Annotated in this window: 20 protein-coding genes and 6 tRNA genes; 7 read left to right on the top strand and 19 right to left on the bottom strand. The window is 25.7% G+C overall.

The annotated features are described in order from the left end of the window. Positions 1–3 precede the first annotated feature (3 nt). Positions 4–3,201 (top strand): hypothetical protein, encoded by a 3,198-nt coding sequence (locus tag ACQH23_RS09450; protein WP_425378138.1) that lies wholly within the window; start codon positions 4–6, stop codon positions 3,199–3,201. A gap of 103 nt (positions 3,202–3,304) precedes the next feature. On the opposite strand, the gene ACQH23_RS09445 is transcribed toward ACQH23_RS09450, so the two are convergent. Beyond that, complete coding sequence (locus ACQH23_RS09445) at positions 3,305–3,802, bottom strand: lipoprotein (RefSeq protein WP_425378137.1); 498 nt, start codon at positions 3,800–3,802, stop codon at positions 3,305–3,307. 110 nt (positions 3,803–3,912) lie between these two features. Further along, positions 3,913–4,857 (bottom strand): hypothetical protein, encoded by a 945-nt coding sequence (locus ACQH23_RS09440; protein ID WP_425378136.1) that lies wholly within the window; start codon positions 4,855–4,857, stop codon positions 3,913–3,915. 313 nt (positions 4,858–5,170) lie between these two features. On the opposite strand from ACQH23_RS09440, the gene ACQH23_RS09435 reads away from it, so the two are divergent. The 6 genes from ACQH23_RS09435 to ACQH23_RS09410 all read left to right on the top strand — a co-directional run bounded on the left by ACQH23_RS09435 (position 5,171) and on the right by ACQH23_RS09410 (position 10,080). Continuing rightward, entirely contained in the window at positions 5,171–5,632 is a 462-nt protein-coding gene (locus ACQH23_RS09435) for a hypothetical protein (RefSeq protein ID WP_425377645.1), read from the top strand. Between the two features lie 16 nt (positions 5,633–5,648). Continuing rightward, a complete protein-coding gene (locus tag ACQH23_RS09430) occupies positions 5,649–7,055 on the top strand; it encodes a hypothetical protein (protein WP_425377644.1) in 1,407 nt (468 codons plus the stop codon). A gap of 6 nt (positions 7,056–7,061) precedes the next feature. Beyond that, positions 7,062–7,979 (top strand): hypothetical protein, encoded by a 918-nt coding sequence (locus tag ACQH23_RS09425; protein ID WP_425377643.1) that lies wholly within the window; start codon positions 7,062–7,064, stop codon positions 7,977–7,979. Beyond that, positions 7,969–8,991: a hypothetical protein gene (locus ACQH23_RS09420; RefSeq protein WP_425377642.1), complete on the top strand. Its 1,023-nt coding sequence runs from the start codon at positions 7,969–7,971 to the stop codon at positions 8,989–8,991. The genes ACQH23_RS09425 and ACQH23_RS09420 overlap by 11 nt, the downstream gene beginning before the upstream one ends. Positions 8,992–9,006: 15 nt before the next feature. Further along, positions 9,007–9,660 (top strand): hypothetical protein, encoded by a 654-nt coding sequence (locus tag ACQH23_RS09415; RefSeq protein WP_425377641.1) that lies wholly within the window; start codon positions 9,007–9,009, stop codon positions 9,658–9,660. 87 nt (positions 9,661–9,747) lie between these two features. After that, positions 9,748–10,080, top strand: coding sequence for a hypothetical protein (locus tag ACQH23_RS09410; RefSeq protein WP_425377640.1), 333 nt, complete (start codon positions 9,748–9,750; stop codon positions 10,078–10,080). A gap of 25 nt (positions 10,081–10,105) precedes the next feature. Here the strand turns inward: ACQH23_RS09410 and ACQH23_RS09405 are convergent, their stop codons facing one another. The 17 genes from ACQH23_RS09405 to ACQH23_RS09325 all read right to left on the bottom strand — a co-directional run bounded on the left by ACQH23_RS09405 (position 10,106) and on the right by ACQH23_RS09325 (position 18,500). Then, on the bottom strand, positions 10,106–10,285 hold the full coding sequence (locus ACQH23_RS09405) for a hypothetical protein (protein ID WP_425378135.1): 180 nt from the start codon (positions 10,283–10,285) through the stop codon (positions 10,106–10,108). 4 nt (positions 10,286–10,289) lie between these two features. Then, complete coding sequence (locus tag ACQH23_RS09400) at positions 10,290–10,760, bottom strand: hypothetical protein (protein ID WP_425378134.1); 471 nt, start codon at positions 10,758–10,760, stop codon at positions 10,290–10,292. Then, positions 10,745–11,611, bottom strand: a complete 867-nt coding sequence (locus tag ACQH23_RS09395) for a recombinase RecT (RefSeq protein ID WP_425378133.1) — start codon at positions 11,609–11,611, stop codon at positions 10,745–10,747. The genes ACQH23_RS09400 and ACQH23_RS09395 overlap by 16 nt, the downstream gene beginning before the upstream one ends. Positions 11,612–11,613: 2 nt before the next feature. Further along, a complete protein-coding gene (locus tag ACQH23_RS09390; RefSeq protein WP_425378132.1) occupies positions 11,614–12,390 on the bottom strand; it encodes a hypothetical protein in 777 nt (258 codons plus the stop codon). A 2-nt stretch (positions 12,391–12,392) separates the two neighbouring features. After that, a complete protein-coding gene (locus ACQH23_RS09385) occupies positions 12,393–12,539 on the bottom strand; it encodes a hypothetical protein (RefSeq protein WP_425377635.1) in 147 nt (48 codons plus the stop codon). Further along, positions 12,532–12,822, bottom strand: a complete 291-nt coding sequence (locus tag ACQH23_RS09380; RefSeq protein ID WP_425377634.1) for a hypothetical protein — start codon at positions 12,820–12,822, stop codon at positions 12,532–12,534. The genes ACQH23_RS09385 and ACQH23_RS09380 overlap by 8 nt, the downstream gene beginning before the upstream one ends. A gap of 13 nt (positions 12,823–12,835) precedes the next feature. Further along, positions 12,836–13,003, bottom strand: a complete 168-nt coding sequence (locus ACQH23_RS09375) for a hypothetical protein (RefSeq protein WP_425378131.1) — start codon at positions 13,001–13,003, stop codon at positions 12,836–12,838. A gap of 9 nt (positions 13,004–13,012) precedes the next feature. Then, on the bottom strand, positions 13,013–13,330 hold the full coding sequence (locus tag ACQH23_RS09370) for a hypothetical protein (RefSeq protein ID WP_425377632.1): 318 nt from the start codon (positions 13,328–13,330) through the stop codon (positions 13,013–13,015). 516 nt (positions 13,331–13,846) lie between these two features. Beyond that, complete coding sequence (locus ACQH23_RS09365) at positions 13,847–14,086, bottom strand: hypothetical protein (RefSeq protein WP_338955090.1); 240 nt, start codon at positions 14,084–14,086, stop codon at positions 13,847–13,849. 498 nt (positions 14,087–14,584) lie between these two features. After that, positions 14,585–14,670 (bottom strand) — tRNA-Leu (locus ACQH23_RS09360). 18 nt (positions 14,671–14,688) lie between these two features. Continuing rightward, positions 14,689–14,768: transfer RNA gene (locus ACQH23_RS09355), tRNA-Lys, on the bottom strand. Positions 14,769–14,779: 11 nt separating this feature from the next. Beyond that, positions 14,780–14,855 (bottom strand) — tRNA-Thr (locus ACQH23_RS09350). Positions 14,856–14,872: 17 nt separating this feature from the next. Beyond that, a tRNA-Val gene (locus ACQH23_RS09345) sits at positions 14,873–14,948 on the bottom strand. Positions 14,949–14,952: 4 nt separating this feature from the next. After that, positions 14,953–15,028, bottom strand: a tRNA-Glu gene (locus ACQH23_RS09340). Between the two features lie 31 nt (positions 15,029–15,059). Next, positions 15,060–15,135 (bottom strand) — tRNA-Asn (locus ACQH23_RS09335). A 425-nt stretch (positions 15,136–15,560) separates the two neighbouring features. Then, positions 15,561–17,261 carry a ribonuclease J gene (locus ACQH23_RS09330; protein WP_425379336.1) on the bottom strand — a complete coding sequence of 567 codons (1,701 nt, stop codon included), beginning with the start codon at positions 17,259–17,261 and terminating at the stop codon, positions 15,561–15,563. Between the two features lie 288 nt (positions 17,262–17,549). Continuing rightward, positions 17,550–18,500, bottom strand: coding sequence for an IS30 family transposase (locus tag ACQH23_RS09325; RefSeq protein WP_425378130.1), 951 nt, complete (start codon positions 18,498–18,500; stop codon positions 17,550–17,552). Positions 18,501–18,563: the final 63 nt, after the last annotated feature.

Raw genomic sequence — 18,563 nt, 5'->3', positions numbered from 1 at the left:
AAAATGAGTAGAATTAACCCAGGAGTTATCGAAGAACTAAGAAGACAAGCCCACGATACTTTAATAGATATAAGAGAAAATATAAAAGATAATAGACATTGAATGGTATTTCCTTTTAATGTTTATAGTTCATATATTCCTGATACTGAAACAGGTTGAAAACCCAATAACGCAAAGCCTAGTGATTATGGTAGTTATTCAAGAATATTTGATAATATGGAAAGTACGATTGCTCAATGACAAGATAGTTTAAAAATAGTTCAAAAACATAAAGGTGAAGAAATTAATATCTTAACAATTGATGATTTTAGTAAACAATCAATTAATTCAACTATATGAGCCAATAACGAAACACCTTTCGCGATAAAATTAAAAGATGAAAATAATAATGTTTATTGAAAATTAATTGATGGGGAAAATATTTATGATATTAATAGAATGTTAGAATACTTAAAGCAATATAAATTAAGTTATTTTATTAATAATGATAATAAAGCTGATAATTTTTATACAAAAGAAGTTAAAGTTGGTAAACATTGAGATGCTTATATGATTGATGATAGAAGTTCGATTCAATTTGGTGAAGCTAAATTTGAACAAGTATTTACTCAGCAATCAACTGAAAGACAATATACTTTATTAATTTTAGATGAAGATGCAGATAAATTAAATATTAATGATTATTATAACTTTTATACGGTTTTTAATGACCATGGATTAAATATTGGTGGTGGCAATATAAATATTGCTCCCCAAGATAGACAATGATTATATCCATCAAATGTTATTAATTATTATTCACCATGAGATGGTAGTTTTTTATGACAAGAAATTACCTTTTCAAGTATTAATGACAAAATTAGTAATAGTGGTTTATCAGTACGACAATTTATTCAAACATCAGCACCTGGGGAAGGTTATTGTTTTCCTAAAATAACTTATGATGAGAAAACAAATAAAGGTATTGTTGAATTAGATGATATGTTATTAAAAGACCCCGGTGTTAGAGCAATGGCAGTTAAATTTTATGGTAATCCGATCTTTTTTGATATGCCCGTTATTGGCCGGCCAATTATTAAAGGTCAATTTAATCCAAAAGTAATGAATTCACGAGATTTATTAATGTATAACATGTATCCGTGTCCGCCTGATAAAGTAAATACTTATGCATCACCAGAAGTAAGTTGATATAACATTCAAGGGATTCAACCAACAATGATAACCGGTTATGAAAATTGAAAAAAAGATATGGAAAGTAGATATGACTTTTGAAAACAAAAAAATAGTGAAGGTATTGTTATAACAGATAATGCAAGTTCAACAGCAACTAATCCCGTTGTTGGAACAACTATTAATGAAGAAAATAATGACTCTAAATTTTATTGGTCTAAAAATTGAAAAATAACGCCACCAAGTCAAATAGAGGTAAAGGGTGGTAAGGTTGATAATATTATTAGTACCCAAGCATCATCATATTTTAGAAGAAAAGATGAATTTGGTAATACTGTTGGTAGTGTTCAAATTGAATATAATAAAATGGGTGCATGTAATGTTTGAGATATTTTAAATATGAATAATTTTATTAACCGTCAAATAACAATATTACCTTTAAACTATACACAAAAGTTAGTTTTTAATCCTTTTACGATACCAGGCGGAGTTGGTAAATTCTTAAACTTTATTTCGTTTGGTATTCCTTGGGGCTGAGTTATTAATCAAGATGAAAAAACTTGACCTAATTTTCAATGACTTAATGGCTTTATGAGTGCTAATATTTATAGTTTTTATAATGATGCTTTTTGGTCTGAAAACTCAAAAGGTAAATGCTATTTACCATTTGAAATATTTAGAGAACAAGGTAATGATAAAGTTGGTGCTATTTTTGGAGCAAATGCCACTAGCTTCGGGTTTACCACTTTATTAACTGATAAATTAGTAAGTACTGTTTTAACTAAGGATGGTAAACCAACAAATAATATAGTTTATTCAACATATAATCTAAAACAATTAAACGAAAAAACTAACCGAGTTTATTTAATTAATGAACTTACAACAGTAGTAGATGCTCAAACACCAGTTAGTTATAGTGAAGAAGATAATGATTGTGAATTCTTACAAACACCAGATGGGACAAATTGTAGTTATATTATTGATATGTTTTCAATACAAGCATTATATAAAGGTAATTTTGAAATTATCTTTTATGCTGATAACCCATATACCAATAATGAAGAAGATTATTTACGTTTATCAGTATGGAGTTTCAGAGGTAAAACAAAAAGTACCTTAAATAATTATTTACGCGATATGACAACTAATTATAAAACTAGTTTCTTATTACCACATGATTATGAAATACCAACATTTAATTACCCTGAATATGTATTACCACCAGTTCCATATAAATATCAACCTTATACAAAAGATATTTGAGATGCTAATACAATTCAACCATTAAAAACTAAAATTATAGCATCAATGCAATGCAAATATAAAAATAATCCGGGTTATTATAATAATTTATTTTATGACGAATTTAATTATGGTTATTATGAAGTAGAAATTGATTTAAAACAAATTGACCCAACAATTCAAAGTATAGATAAATTTATTAGTTCTTATAAAACAATAGAAATAAGTAATCTTAATAATTTACAAGTTGAATGTAGAAAACCATATATAAATAATTTTATTCCCAATAGAAATGTTATTTTATCTGCTGGTAAAAATAGTTGTAATATTGATTTTGGTTCATTATCTAAAATAACTTTAAAAAAAGAAGGCTTATCACAAACTGATAATGTTAATTTTGAAAATACAATAACTTTATATACTGATGAAATAAAAGCAAATGATATTAAAAAATTTGCTACTGCTTATACTAATGGTTTACCTAATGGAAATTATGAAAATAGTTATAAAACTGAGAAAAATAATGGACATATTGAATTTTTACTTCAAATAACAAAATTATCTAATAATGATAACAGTAAAATTACAGAAACATATTTACAAGCATATTATAATAATGATGTAAAACTAAAAATTAGATTTACAAAAATGTTATTTCCTAAGTTAGTTATTGTTTGAAGTTATTTTGGTAATGATAAAGATATAACAATAGATGTTAATAATTGAGGCACATTAGGCATTAAAAACAATACTAGTAATCCCATTAAAATTATATTTAAACCAAGGTAAAAAAATAAAAAGAGATTAAAATAGACTGCACCTCAAAAATTTAGAAAAATCTTTTTTTATTTTACTTACTTTTTGAGGTGCAGTCTAATCTCTTCTTTAATTCTTACTTAACTTTTAAATTACCATCTTCATCAATAACTAAGTCGGGTTCTTGTATATTTAATGAATTTCAACGATAAACAAATTTAAAATAACTACCATTATCTTTTTCTCAATAAAGTTCAAAAGTTCAAACAATATGTAATGTTTGTTCTGAACTAAATCTATATGGGCTACTCTTTCATAAATCAGCGTTTTTAAAATTATCAATTTTTTTAAAATCAAATGTATAGTTTTTAAATTTAATAATTCTTCAATCGTTATTTTTATTACCACGTCATACTACATAATACCATTTATTATCAACTTCATTAAATGGTTTTTCTTGTGGTGCTATTCATTCTAAATTGTCTCTAATAGCTTGGTCTTTTGTATCTATTTGATTTTCTTTTTGTTCTTTTAATTTTTCTTCACTATATTGTGGTGTATTACAAGCAACTAAACTTGTTGTACTTGTTCCTATTAAAGTGATTGATCATAAAATATTTAGTATTTTTTTCATATTTATCCTTTCTTTTTTATATAATTTTATTTGTTAATTTAATTAAAAATGAAAATAATATAGATTATTTTCATCTATAAATATTTTAAAAAATATTTATATCAATTTAATTATACTGATGATTTTATAAATTTTCCTAATTCAATCAATGAAAAACCAAAAGCTTTTGTAGATTTATAACCTTGTTCTATTATTAAAGAAACATTTTTTATTTCTTCACCTAAATCTTCAATATTTTGTCCTAAATCTTCAATATTTTGATTAGATATTTGATTATTATATTTTTGAATATTGATTACTTTATATCCTATTTTTTTTAATCTATTACCTAAAACATATCAATTCAATTCATTTGTTAATCATGGTTTTACAATCATTCTATAATCTTTTAATCCCGGTAATACGTCTGGATAATATTTAAGTTTCTCATCTATTGTTAATTTTATACCTATAGTATTAATGTTTTGACCAATAATATTAATATTTTCATTTATTTTAGATATATTAACACTATCAGTAGTTAAATTTTCATTTTGATATAAATAAATAATTTCACCTAATTTTTCTAAAATTTCTCCTTGAGAAATAGAACCATTACCTAAATCTTCTACATTTATTAAACTTTTAATTAAACCATTAGTTATTTGTTTTACTAATTCTCCAAATGCTTTCATTTTTATTCCAAAAGTTTTTACATTTTGTCCTAAATTTTGAATACTTTGTTTTAGATTATTTTTATTTATAGTAATATTTTTAATATTTTTTGATAAATCTTCTTTAAGATAATTTCCTAATTCTTGTAATTTTAGCGTTAAATAACGTTCAAGTAATATCATTAATTGACATTCTTCAATAACTTTTTCACCCATATCTTTTACTTTTTCAGATAGGTTATTTTTGATATCTATTAAATTATTTAATTTTTGTGAATTAATACCTCTTTTTATAATATTTAATTTATTGTTCCCTTTTTGATAAGGGCTAGCGGCAATTGTTGTTGGTACAGCACTTCCACCAATAGTTAATATACTTAATAAACTAAGTAATTTTTTCACACTTGTTTTTCTCCATTTCTTAATCTTGAAACTTTTTATCAAGATCTATCCTCATTGTATATATATATATATATATATACAATCAAAATTAGTAATTAGTTTAAAAACTTTTATCTTGTTAAAAAGCTATTATTAAGCGTTTTAAGGGGTAAATTAGCAATTAAATATATTAAGTTTAGTATTTTATGTATAAAAATTATTGTATTAGTAAAATAATAGTATATAATGAAGGCATAGGTTTAATCTTTTTCCGTAAAAAAGAGTTACGCTGACTTGTTAATCGGACAAGGATAAAAAAAGAGGAGTTTATAAAATGGCACTTATAAAAGAACAATTAATCGAACAAGGTTTAAGTGAAGAAATTGCAGAAAATATCTTAAATCAGTTTAATAATGAAGCAAAGCAAATTAGAGAAAGTGTGCAAAAACGCGAAGATGTTATATCAAAAGAAGACTTTATTAAATTATCTAATGAATTAGATGAATTAAAAGCCTTTAAAGATGTTCCATCTACTAAAATTGAAGATATTAAAACTAATTTAGAAAAAGTTAGTGGTAGTTCTTTATTTGAAAAAATGCAAACTTTAAAAGAATTAAAACCTGATTTGTTTGTCGAAGAACAACCATCAGTTTCACCAACTAATTTAATTAAAGATATGATTGAAAATTCGGTTGAAAATAAAAATGATGAAATTGAAACTATTAAAGAAAAAGGAGCATATACTCCAGAAGAAATTAAGAAATTAACTGATTATACACTTAAAAACCTTAGATAATAAGGGAGTGAATATTATGGCAACAATTAATTTGCCGCAAGTACATTTTACATTACAAGGTAATACAACAGGTCAAAAAGCCTATGTTGATATGGTTAACGCTATGCTAAGAGGACCATTAATGAATGAGCATGCAAGTATTATGCAATATGCAACTGCAACTGCTGAACAAGTTGCTTGATTACCTAATGCAGGACAAGCATTATATAATTTAACTCATCGTGTGGTATGACAAGATGATTATTCATTACCAAATGGTGGGGCAACTCAAACAATGGGATTAACAAGAATTCCGGTGCCTATTAATAAAAGATTTAATTTAAAATTAATGAATGAAGCATTTGACTTAGCAATGATAGAACAAAATATTAAAAATGGTGTTATTGCTGATGCTATTGCTAGTGTTGTACAGAATAAATTTGTTAATTTAGAATGTGAATTAATTCAGGCTATTTATGATTATTGTTTAGCAGATGGTCAATATGAAGTAATTCCATTTCGTGGTTATACAGCAGATAATGCTGATGATGCAAATAAAGCATTCTTTACATTAAATGAAACTTTGATTGAATTAACAAATCAAATTAGTAATTTATATTTTGGTTTACCAACCGATAAAATGTTTATGGTTTTAGGACGAAGATCCTATTTAGGATTAACACCTGCTTATTTAAAAGTAATTGGTTCACAAGCTCAATTAAAAGCAATGGTTAACGGTGAATTATATGAAAATACCGCAATGGGTATTCCGGTATCAAAAAGTTTTCATTTAGAAAAAACATATACAAAAGGACAAGTTAACCGAGATAAAGGTTATAATTTTACTAATATAAATGGTTTACTTATTAATAAACAAGTATGAGCATATCCAATTAATATGGATACTATTCAACAAGTTTTAGATAATGATACTGCTAACCCTAAATGAATTGGTAAAGTACAATATGCAACACCAACAATTTTATATCCAAAAACATGTAAGATTATTTTAGAAAAAGAACCAACACAAGAAGAAATAAATACTGCTAAAAGTAATTTAAATAAAACATTTAGAGTGCCGGTTGATTATGAAATTTCTACACCAATAAATACAACAAAATCTAATGTAATTTTAACACCAGATGTTGCTAAAATAGATATTAGTAAAATAAATAAATTAGATAAACCAATCATTAATTTACCAGATCCCAAAGATGTTAGTGATGGATGATTAAAACCACAATTTAAAGACGTTGTTTTAAAAGCAGTTAAAACTGTAGATAGTTCTTTAACTGAAAATGATTTTGATTATTCTATTAATCCTAAAGGTGAAGACTGACCAATTGATATTACAAATGATAAAATTGTTGAAGTTTTAATTGAAGGTAAAAACAAAGCAACTGGTAAAACAAAGTCAATTGAAGTAGTAATTAAAAATTCTTAATAAACAATGAATTTATTAATATTACGAATTTTAACTTTATTAACAGAAAATTTAGGAAATAAACCTTTAATAAATAAGTTTGTTAATTTAATTAATAAGGTTAATAAGTTTGCTTCATATTATGCTAATCCTTTTCAAAAGATTACAAATAAAATTGAAGATATTTATCAATGATTAAATCCATTTACTTATTTAAATTTAATTAAAAAAGGTCATAAAAAAGAAATTCAACAAATATTAAGTAAATTAGAAAAAGATAACAATATTAAAAATAGAGAACAATTTAAAAAAGAAAATTATCTAAACACTAATTGACAACCTTTAAATAGTAGTTGGCTTAATAGTGGTATGTTTAATATAACAAATAAGTTAACTTTAACAGGTAATTTAACTATTTTAATATATACAAAAACAGCAAAACACCCGAAGTTTTATGGTCCATATGTTTATCCTAGTGTTCCAGTTGAAATTTGAAAATTATTAAGTAATGCTGTATCTAATGCAGGAACTTTATTTTGGCGTTATTGATTAAGAAAATGATTACCTAGTCATTTAAGAGATTATATTAAAAAACGATTACCAAAAGAATTAAAAGAAAAATACCCAAAAGGAAATATCAAATTAACATTACCACATATTCAAAAATTACAACAAATTAAAAGGTTTATTAATAATTTAAAGATTGGACACTTTAATTTCAATTTTGCTGGTGAAATTAATAATAAAAAATGATATCGAGAGCGAAAAAGTGATGTTAAAAATATTAATAATTTATATAAAACACCAGTTAAAAGTATGTTTTATAAAACTAATCAAACTATTAAAAAAATTAAAAAAGTACAAAGAAAAGTTAATGGTTATAAACTATCTAATTTAAGAAATAAATATCGAAATCAATTAAGGGGTGTATTATATGGAAAGTAATTTAAGTAATTTGTTATTTATAACAGTTGAAGATGTTAAAGAAAGTAAACTTTGACAACCTATTAATGACCGTAAGCAATCTGCTTATAATGATAATTTAATTTATAATGCTATTTTAAAAACTAGTTTATGAATGGATAGATTATCAGGTGGGACAATTTCAGATAAAATAAATAAAAAAGATTTATTTCCCTGAGTTAAAAAAGATAATACTGGTTTAATTGAATATGATAAATGATTAAGTTATATTCAATCTGCTTGTTTATTAGCAGTTATGAATTGATATTTGCCAAAAGGAGTTAATGATTTAACTGGTAGTGCTTCATTTTCACAAGGTGGAGTTGCTTATTCACAAACTAATGACCCTGAAGCAAATGAAAATATTACTCGTGATGTTAAAAATGCTTTAAAATTAGCTGGTGAAATAATTGATATTATATCTAGTAAAACAGTTACGAGACCATATAATTATCATTTAGGGAATTATGCTCATCCTTGAGAAGAAGAATATAAATATATTACGAAAAAAACATTTTATGACAGTTTATTATTTTATTTAAAAGAACGCGTTCAAACTGATAACACTATTAATATTACTCATCCAACAATTATCGATTATAGTAAAATTGATTATAATGAATATATTAAACTTGTTGTTCCGTTTGATAATGATACGATTTATTATGATAATGGGGTTTGAAAAACAAATATTTCAGATTGAGAAATTGTTGATACCAGTGATTTAGATAATACAAGGTTTGATTATGAAATACAAAATTGAAACAAAGAAAATTATAAATACAATATTTGAATTAAAACAAGTAATCAAAATCATTATTATTTATCAACATACAAAAATTTTGAGGGAAAAATAACTGTTGGTTCATTTGAATTAGGAAACGTTTTTTCTCATCGTGTAGAATTAGAAGGTGATGGAATTATTGCTATACGTACTGGTGGGACAGATGGAACACTTTCTGATTTACACATTGAAAGAAAAAAAGTAAGTTAGAAAGGGGTTTAATTAATGAAGCAAGATAAAACAACTTGATTAAAGGGTGCATTACCTTGAAATTGATTTAAAAAAGATCCTATTCCAACTTATAATTGAACTCATAAAGATATTAGAGAATGAGAAAGAAAATATAAAATTAGGAGTTGAGTAGTTAGTTTTTATACTTTAATATTTTTAGCATTAAATTGTTGATTGGAATATGGAATGATTGATGCAATTAAAGGAAAAATTGATTGATATAATTATGGTCAATATTGAGGCAATGGTATTGCCATTTTATTAACACCTTTATTTACACATGGAATTCAGGGTATATTTGTTGCTAGTAGTAAACCAAAAGTAGATATGAAAATTGATATTCCACGATTAAAATTATCTAAAATGGGATTATTATTTACAATTTTACCTTTAATTACTTTAATAATTTCTTTAATTATTATTTTAATTGATAAATTAAAATGAAAAAAAGACCATTTAAGACATTGTTTAGATTGTCGGATTAATCCGCGTGTTATTCAACCAAGAATAGCAAAACAATGAAATAATTTAGATGGTATAACAGAAGAAATATTTAAAAATATACAAAACGAAAATATTAAAAAACAAAAACAAGAAGAAAATAACAAAAAATTAAATATAAATAATAATTATGAAACTAATAATTAAATTTTATTAAAATAGACTATATATAGGGGTGGTAGATATTTTGGGTGGTTATATAGCTTAATTTATAAATTATTTTGTTCTGAAAGAATGGATGGCCACTGTTTGAGTAAGGATAAGAAAGGAAACAAAAACATGAATGAAACATTAATGATTGCTTTACTTGTGTTAGCTGGTGCTGGTGGAATGGGTAGTCTTGGTATTCTTGGATTATCTGCTAAAAAAATTAAAAAATATAAAGCAGAACTTAGAGAATTGAGAACGGCTGTTATTGCCCACGAAAAACATTTACGAGGACCTGATTATGCAACAGAATTAGCCCTTAAAACAGGTCAAATTAAAAATGTTAAAAAACAAGTTAAAGTAAACGACAAAAAACAAGCACAAAAAGATGCTATTAGACAACTAACAAATAGTATTTAAAAAAATAACCAATTAAGGTTATTTTTTATTTTTCTTTGTTGTGACTTATATAAAAATTAATAAGATATTCTATTCGTTGTGAATAAGTATCAAAGTTAGATAATTTATTTCAAACTTTTTCTTCATTTTCATTTAAGTAAATATTAACATTTCGAATTTTACAAGAATAATATTTTCCTGTTTTTTGATTATATGATTCTTTCATAATATTAAACCTCATAATTAGCAATAATAATGGCATCTCGTAAATGATTACTTATCTTATCATTATTATATTTTCAACCTTTACCATATTGATAAATTAAATTACTATCTTTATCAAATTCTCATATACAACTATCATTATATTTACTTAAATTTTCCATATTTTTAACAATTGATTTAGTATGTTTTGGTGATACTCAATTAATATTGTGCACTTTTTTTGTATTGTATTTAACTGTTCCAATTACTTTTAATAAATCATCCCTATCTTTACTTGCATTAGCAGATGTATATAAACAATCTTCAATATTAACAATTGCATCTGGTCTTAATACATCTAAAATAATATCGGGTTGTGTAATTCAATCATAATGTGTATATTCGGATTTATCAATTAATTTATTATCTTTAAAAGTAACGATAGCAGTAGTACCAGTCCCTGATGGGTCAATACCTATTTTTATCAAGTTGCTCATTCTTCATCATTATTATTAACTGTTGGTACTACATTAGAAATATCTTCTTCTTTAACTACATTATTGTTTGTATCCGCTATTTCTATATAAGATGAGGTATTTATATTGTTTGATAAGGGTTCATCGCTCATCTGCCCCTTATTTTTGGCGACAGTAATATCATTAAAAGGTATATAATCAAAATTACCATCTTCTTTTATTTCTTTTTCATATAAATCAATGTCAGTAATATCTACACCTAATTCTTGGGCTAATTTACGATATAATTTTGCTTCAACCATTTCTTTTGGTCATTTATTTCAAGGCGAATATTCACTATTTCCACTTGGACTACTATTTTTTAAACGGTCAATATCGGCTTTTATTAATAAAATTCCTTTTGTTTCACCAGTTAAACGATTAATTCCAAAAGCATAAGCACCAATAATATTTTCATATTGACTGGTATTTGTCATAAAATCTATTTCATGTAATTTTGGTTTTTGTAAATCGGTATCTCATACAAATTTTTCACTTTTATAAATAATTCCTCGTTTTAACATTCAATTTTCTTGTTCCATTCTTTTTTGAAACACACTACTATCAATAATAGTTGTTAATTTATTTTTAAATGGAATAATATTAAAATCTTTGCCAAAAATTAAACCTTTATTACTTAAATTAATAATTCCTAAGGCTGTAATTTTTCCATTATCAGCATTACCCACTAAATTAATATAACTTTGATTATTTTTTAATTTTAGTTCTTGTAAAGAAATTAAATTTTCTTGTAAATATTTAGCATTAACATTTAATTCATATGCTTTAATTGCTGTTGCTACTAATTCTTTTATTCCCATTTGATTATTCATAATTATTTCTCTCCTTTATTTATTTTGAATTTAATTCCATTAACACCAATAGTATTAATGTTTTTATTACTATCTCATTGTTTTTTAATTTCGTTTTTAACAATTTGTTCATCAACAATTAAATAATTTTTAATTAAATTAATAAGTTCTAATTTATCAGCATTTTGTAAAAAATCATCATTAACACCCAAAATATCAATATCTTTAATTAATATTTTTTCTTTCCGAAATTTACTAGTAGTTTTTTCTAAATCTTGTTCTATTTTTGCTACATCTTCCATAACACGAACTTGTTCATCTTCAATTTGGTCCATGTCTAACCCCATATCAGGCGTTAAGTTATTAGCATATTCAACCCTATTTTCTTGTTCTTGTTTTTTAGTTTGAATAAACTGTTGTTGTTTTAAGTATTGAACTTGTATTAGGCTATTTTTAATTTCAATTTTATTATTTTGAAGTACTTTTTCTAAATTAATAATATTAACTCTAATTCGATTTAATTCATCTTTAAAATTTTTTATTAATTCTAATGGTTCTCTAAAAACAAAATCAATTTTACTAATAGCACTGGGTATATCTTTTAAATGTATATCTTGATAACCATTTAATGCATAATGATTAAGATGACGATAGATAAACTCTGCTAATTCTTTACCGTGATTATCAATTCAATTTTTAATCGGTAATGCTTTTAAACTTAATTCTTTAAAATCATTACCTTTTAAATAAAATGGATAGGTAATATTTTTAATTTGATTATTTAACTTTAAATCTGCCATAATTAAATTTCCTCCAAATTCATATCCATAATTAAATTATCAATATATTCGTAAGCAGTCTCTTCTGAACAACATTCTTCTAATGCGATATTAAATAAATCTTCTTCGCTATAAACATAACCACTTTCATCTTTTCACATATTATTCATAATTTATCACTTCGTAGTCTGCTTCTTCATCTTCTAAATAATCATCTATTAAACCTTTAACCTCATCAATTTCATATCATTTTAAATTTAAATCAAAATCTTTTGGCAACGAAATATTACCTACATGTCGCTCTTCATTACCAAATTTAAGATATAAATTTAATTCTCAACTCATATCATAGTCACTATCAATTTGTGCATAAATAATATCTTTATTACTAATTTTTAATGCGTTATTATTAATTCATTTTTCATTTAAGTAATCACTAATACAATATGACATTTTCTTATTCCTCCTAATTATTTTTATTGTTTAATGCTAAATGTTCATCCGTAATATCTTCTTGCGATACTGAATAACTTTTAAGCATTAATTCATTCAATTTATTTTCTTTACTGCATTCTTTATGAAAACAATAACCTCAATATCTTTGTTTAAGACAAATTTTATTTAAATTTTTCATATAAAAATCCTAAATTATTTGATTGATTTTTTTCTCAATTTGTAATATTTTTCAACCATCTGATGCTAAATCTAAAATATCGTTAATTTTGTAATGTTGCATATAAGAAGCAATAACGTCTCATTTATCTTCAAATAAATTTAAGTACATTTTTGCTCATTCTAAACACTGTAAATCATAATGATTTTTATGATGAGAAATACGACAATTAACAGGTTGACAATTCACTCAATCAAATAATGTTGTTATTTCATTTCAAGTTTTATTAATATACAAACTTTTATATTCCATTATATTTCCTCCTATTTTTAATTTGCTGGCACTCACTCCCAAGTGAAAGTGCCAAAGCGAGAATTAGTTATATAAGTATTTATCTATTTATTTACTACGCCATCCGCTTCACTGGGGGTGAGCGGTGGCGATAATATATTTAATATTTGTTTATTATTAGATAATAGACAGTTGTTTTTATGAGGTAAAGCCAGAGAATTCTCTCTCTTCATCCGCACCATTTCAGGTCAAAACGTTCAGTTTTTAAAATAAATTCACTTGCACCTTGAAGAGCCAAGTGCTGGCTTTGTGGTTTGTAGAACCACTGCCATCCTCGATGGGACAATATATATCGCAAATTTATTTATAAAGTGGCCATCTCTATTTTTATTGTCGTTCGATGTTGACCTTGCACTTATCACGACTATCGCTTAGTTTAAATATAACCAGCGCCGATTTACATATTTCCTCATACACTATTTCAGTACTTGCCTCGGCTGGCTGTGGAAATGAGCTTAAACTCATGTTCTTATGGAAGCACTTAGTTATTTAAAATAACCGTCCCACACTGCATTAAGTTGTTTTATAAAATCAAAGTTTAAAATAACCAGTTTCTCAATCAAAGATAATTTTTGAATTTTCTATTTTTTGATAAAATCGCTTTTGTTTCTTATCTTTTGTACGATTTAATAAATCTTTGTGTTTATCACAAGTTCATAAAACTTTATTTGATAAAAATTCTTCGGTAATGAATGATATTGATTTATAGCAATTATCAACATCACAGATTGTTTGTTGCGTATTAATTTCCATTACTTACTCCTTTCTTTGATATTAAGTTTTTTTATTTATTAGCCAAATTAATTAACTAAAACAGAGAAAGGACAACACCTTAAATTAGGAGAAAAAAAAGGTACACTTTGTAATGATTTATAAGATATTTAATAAATGTGTAAACAACTTTAAGTTAACGAAAAAGTTGCGATAAAAAGTTTCTATTTTAAGAATTTAAGATGCTGCCCTTTCTCTGAATTAATTAATAATTATGGGTTTACAAATAAAAAAACAACCCTTTTTATTTAACAAGAGTTGTTTTTTGGAGGTTCATCGTACATGATACCAATTGAATATTCATTAACAATTTTTTCTTTAAATTCAAAAGAATGATCTTTAGACCCTTTTATTTTACCTTTAGCCATATAAAAATGTTTCTCCTAACTTTATATATAAATAATAATCTAGAAAAATTTTTATTTATATATCTCAGTTAAAAGAAACATTGCATTAAAGTTTTAATTTGTTGTTTATTTATGGTCCGGGTGAAGGGACTTGAACCCCCACGAGTTTACCCCGCCAGATCCTAAGTCTGGTGCGTCTGCCAGTTCCGCCACACCCGGGTACTCGGTTTTAAAAAATGGTCTCCTGTAAACGGACTTGAACCTTTGACCCACTGGTTAAAAACCAGATGTTCTATCTACTGATGAGCTAACAGGAGACAACAGTCAATGGTGCTGGCTAGAAGAATCGAACTCCCAATCTACTGATTACAAGTAAGATGCTCTACCTATTGAGCTAAGCCAGCTCATTAATATAAAAAAATGGTCGGGTGTAACGGACTTGAACCGCTGACCACCTGCTTGTAAGGCAGGCGCTCTACCGACTGAGCTAACACCCGAAAATGGTGACCTGTACGGGATTTGAACCCGTGAATGCATGCGTGAAAGGCATGTGTGTTAACCGCTTCACCAACAGGCCGTTAAATATTAAAAATTGTCAAAAAAAATAATGGCGCCTAGTGCAGGACTCGAACCTGCGACCGATCGGTTAACAGCCGAGTGCTCTACCGACTGAGCTAACTAGGCATGGCATTTCTTTTTAACCTTACTCATTATATACTAAAAATTAAAAAACAAGCAACTATTTTTCTTTAATTTTGTCGAAAAATCTTGATAAAATAAAAAAATTATCAATATGATATGCACAGTTTCAGATAACTGAGAATTTTAATTAAAAAATGCTTTCATTTCATATTGAAGTGGTGGCATTTTTTAATTAAAATTCTCAGTTATCTGAAACTGTGCAATTGAAAGTTTTCATTCATTACTTAAAAAAGGAACAATCCATAATAAAAATTATAAATCTCATAATGAATATATTAATGATGTTAAAAAATGAAATAAATGATATTCAAACCAAAAAGAAAAAGATATAATAAATAAAAGTTTGTAAACCTTTTTATTAATACTTACTAAACAGGGTGCAGTCTATTCATTCTTAAGTATTCTTTTTATTTTTTATTTAAAATTACTGGAATGATTAATGGATTACGACGTTTATAACGATAGATAAACGGCGATAATGATTGTTTAATAGCATTTTTAAGAGTTCCAAAAGTTGGTTTCTGTGTTTTTAAAACTTCATTAACTGCTTCAGTTGTTAAACGAATTGATTCATTAATAATATTTCCAGATTCTTTTACATAAAAACTTCCTCTTGAAATAATTCGTGGGGGAGTTAATAATTGGTTATTTTGCGAATCAATTGAAATAATAACGGCAATTAAGCCATCTTTTGATAAAATCTCACGATCACGAACAACAGCAGTTGTTTGACCTGATAAATCTTTTCCATCAACATAAACCGCTTCAGCTTCAATTCGTTTGCCAATTACCCCAGTTCCATTTAATAATTCAATTTGATCACCATTAGCACAAATAAAAACATTATCTTTTGGAACATTAACACTCATTGCTGTTTCACCATGTTGGCGTAACATACGATAATCACCATGCATTGGCATAAAGTATTTTGGTTTTAAAAGGGTAAATAATAATTTTTGTTCTTCTTGTGAAGCGTGACCAGAAGTATGAATTTTATTTAAAGGACTATTTTCTTGGACGATAGCACCAGCACGAACTAGTTTATTAATAATTCGTTCAACATCAGCTTGATTGCCTGGAATTGGCGATGATGAAAAAATAACCGTATCACCAGGAATAATTGAAATATGTTGATGTTGATTATTTGCAATTCGTGATAAGGCGGCCATTGGTTCACCTTGACTTCCGGTACAAATAATTAATATTTCGTTATCCTTATAGTTTTTAGCATCATTAGCTTTAATAAATGCTTTATCAGAAATTTTTAAATGTCCCATTTGGCGAATAATTTTAATAATACGGTCTAAACTACGACCAAAAACTAGAATTTTTCGCCCATATTTATTAGCAATTTCAACAATATGTTGAATACGGTGAACATTTGAAGCAAAAGTTGAAATTAAAATTCTTCCTTTCGCTTTAACAAATAATTCTCCAATGTTTTTAATAATTTTCATTTCAGTTTGAGTATATCCTTCAACTTCAGCATTTGTGCTATCAGCCATTAATAACATTACGCCTTCTTGTCCCATATTTGCCATTCTTTCAATATCAGCACGATGTCCTAAGGGTGTTCAGTCAAATTTATAATCTCCAGTTGAAACAACTTTTCCATTTGGAGTCATTACTGAAATTCCAAATGCATCAGGAATACTATGGTTAACAGCAAAAAAGTTAATTTTAAAGTTTTTTGTTTTAATAACACTCATATTATCAACTTCTTTGACAATTGTAGTTTGTTCTAATTTCGCTTCTTTTAAGCGATCACGAATTAAAGCGGCAGCTAATCTGGGTGCATAAATAATTGGAACAGTTACTTCTCTTAATAAATAAGGAATTCCACCAATATGGTCTTCATGCCCATGCGTAATAAATAACGCTTTTATTTTTCGTTGATTTTCTTTTAAATAATTATAATTCGGAATAACAGCATCAACACCAAGCATTGTTGAACTAGGAAACTTAACACCAGCATCAAGAATAATTAATTCTTCATCATGTTCAATACAATATGTATTTTTTCCAACTTCTTCTAATCCTCCAAGAGCAAAAACTTTTGTTGGGATTTTATTTTTCATAACATTTTGCGTTGGTTGTTTTGTTATCATACTATTCGGTTTTGTCACTGTTGTTTTATTTTTACTTATTTCTTTCTTTTCTTCATTCATTGAAATTATCACCTCATAATTCTAAAAATTAACGCATAGCTTTTTCTTTATTAAATTGATTATTATTACAAAGAAAAAAATTAATTTACTAGTATCCAAAAAATTATAACATAAAGTTAATAAGATTACTTTAATTTTGCTTTAATTTTGTCGAAAACGATTGCGTTGCCAAAGTTGGGGAAAATAAAAAAGAAAGTTTTCAGTGCCAAATTGTAAAGTTAAGTGCAACTAAATTATTTTTCTAACCAAATATTCGATTGGCGAAAGATAATTTAGTATTTTTCTTGGTCTTTGGTTTAAATACAATATAAATTTATGAACTGCATTTTTAGTAGTATTTGAAAAATTAAATTTTTTAGGAAATTTTTCTCTAATTAAACCATTAGTATTTTCATTAGTACCTCTTTGTCAGGGTGAATATGCATTAGAAAAATAAATTTTCACATTTAAATTTTTTTCAAGTTGTTGTCAATTAGCAAATTCTTTACCACGATCAAATGTTATAGTCTTAACAAGATTATTTGGAAGAATTGATAAATAATGGCTAATATTTTCGTTAATAACTTTAGTAGTTCTATTTTCAACTAATATTGCTAAAGTAAATCTTGATGTTCTTTCAACTAAAGTTATTAAACATGATTTACTTTTACCTCGTGATGATACTACGGTATCACCTTCTCAATGACCAAGAGTTACGCGATTATTAACATTAGCATTTCGTTCTTTAATTGATTTACCATTAAATTTACCCCGATTTTCTTGATATTTTCGTTTCTTACCTTTTCTTCTTAAATTTTTATTAGTAACTTTTTCAAGTAATCCAGAATAAATTCAATTGTAAATTGTTTTAAAACTAATAATTCATTCTTTATGAAAATTTTTAATTCTGCCATAAATTTGTTCGGGTGATCAACCTAATAATAATTTTTGTTGTACATATTTTACTAATTCTCTATTTTTAAACTTATGAAAATAAATATGTGATTGTTTTCTATTTTCTGCTTTATTTTGTGCAATTAATGAAAAATAATGATTATTATCTTTATTTCTATTAACTTCTCGAATAATAGTACTAATACTTCGATTAAGATTTTTAGCTATTTCACTAATTTTTATTTTAAACTTCAATTGATTCTCAATATAAATTCTTTCATCTATGCCAAGATGTTTATATCCCATATAAAAACTCCTTGCTTTATTTTTTCTAAAATAAACTTAGCATCATAAAATTTTTATATGAGA

Source organism: Spiroplasma endosymbiont of Polydrusus pterygomalis, from assembly GCF_964030635.1.
Lineage (GTDB): Bacteria > Bacillota_I > Bacilli_A > Mycoplasmatales > Mycoplasmataceae > Spiroplasma.
The sequence above is the reverse complement of the archived record's forward strand: the minus strand, read 5'-3'. Positions and strand labels throughout refer to the sequence as shown.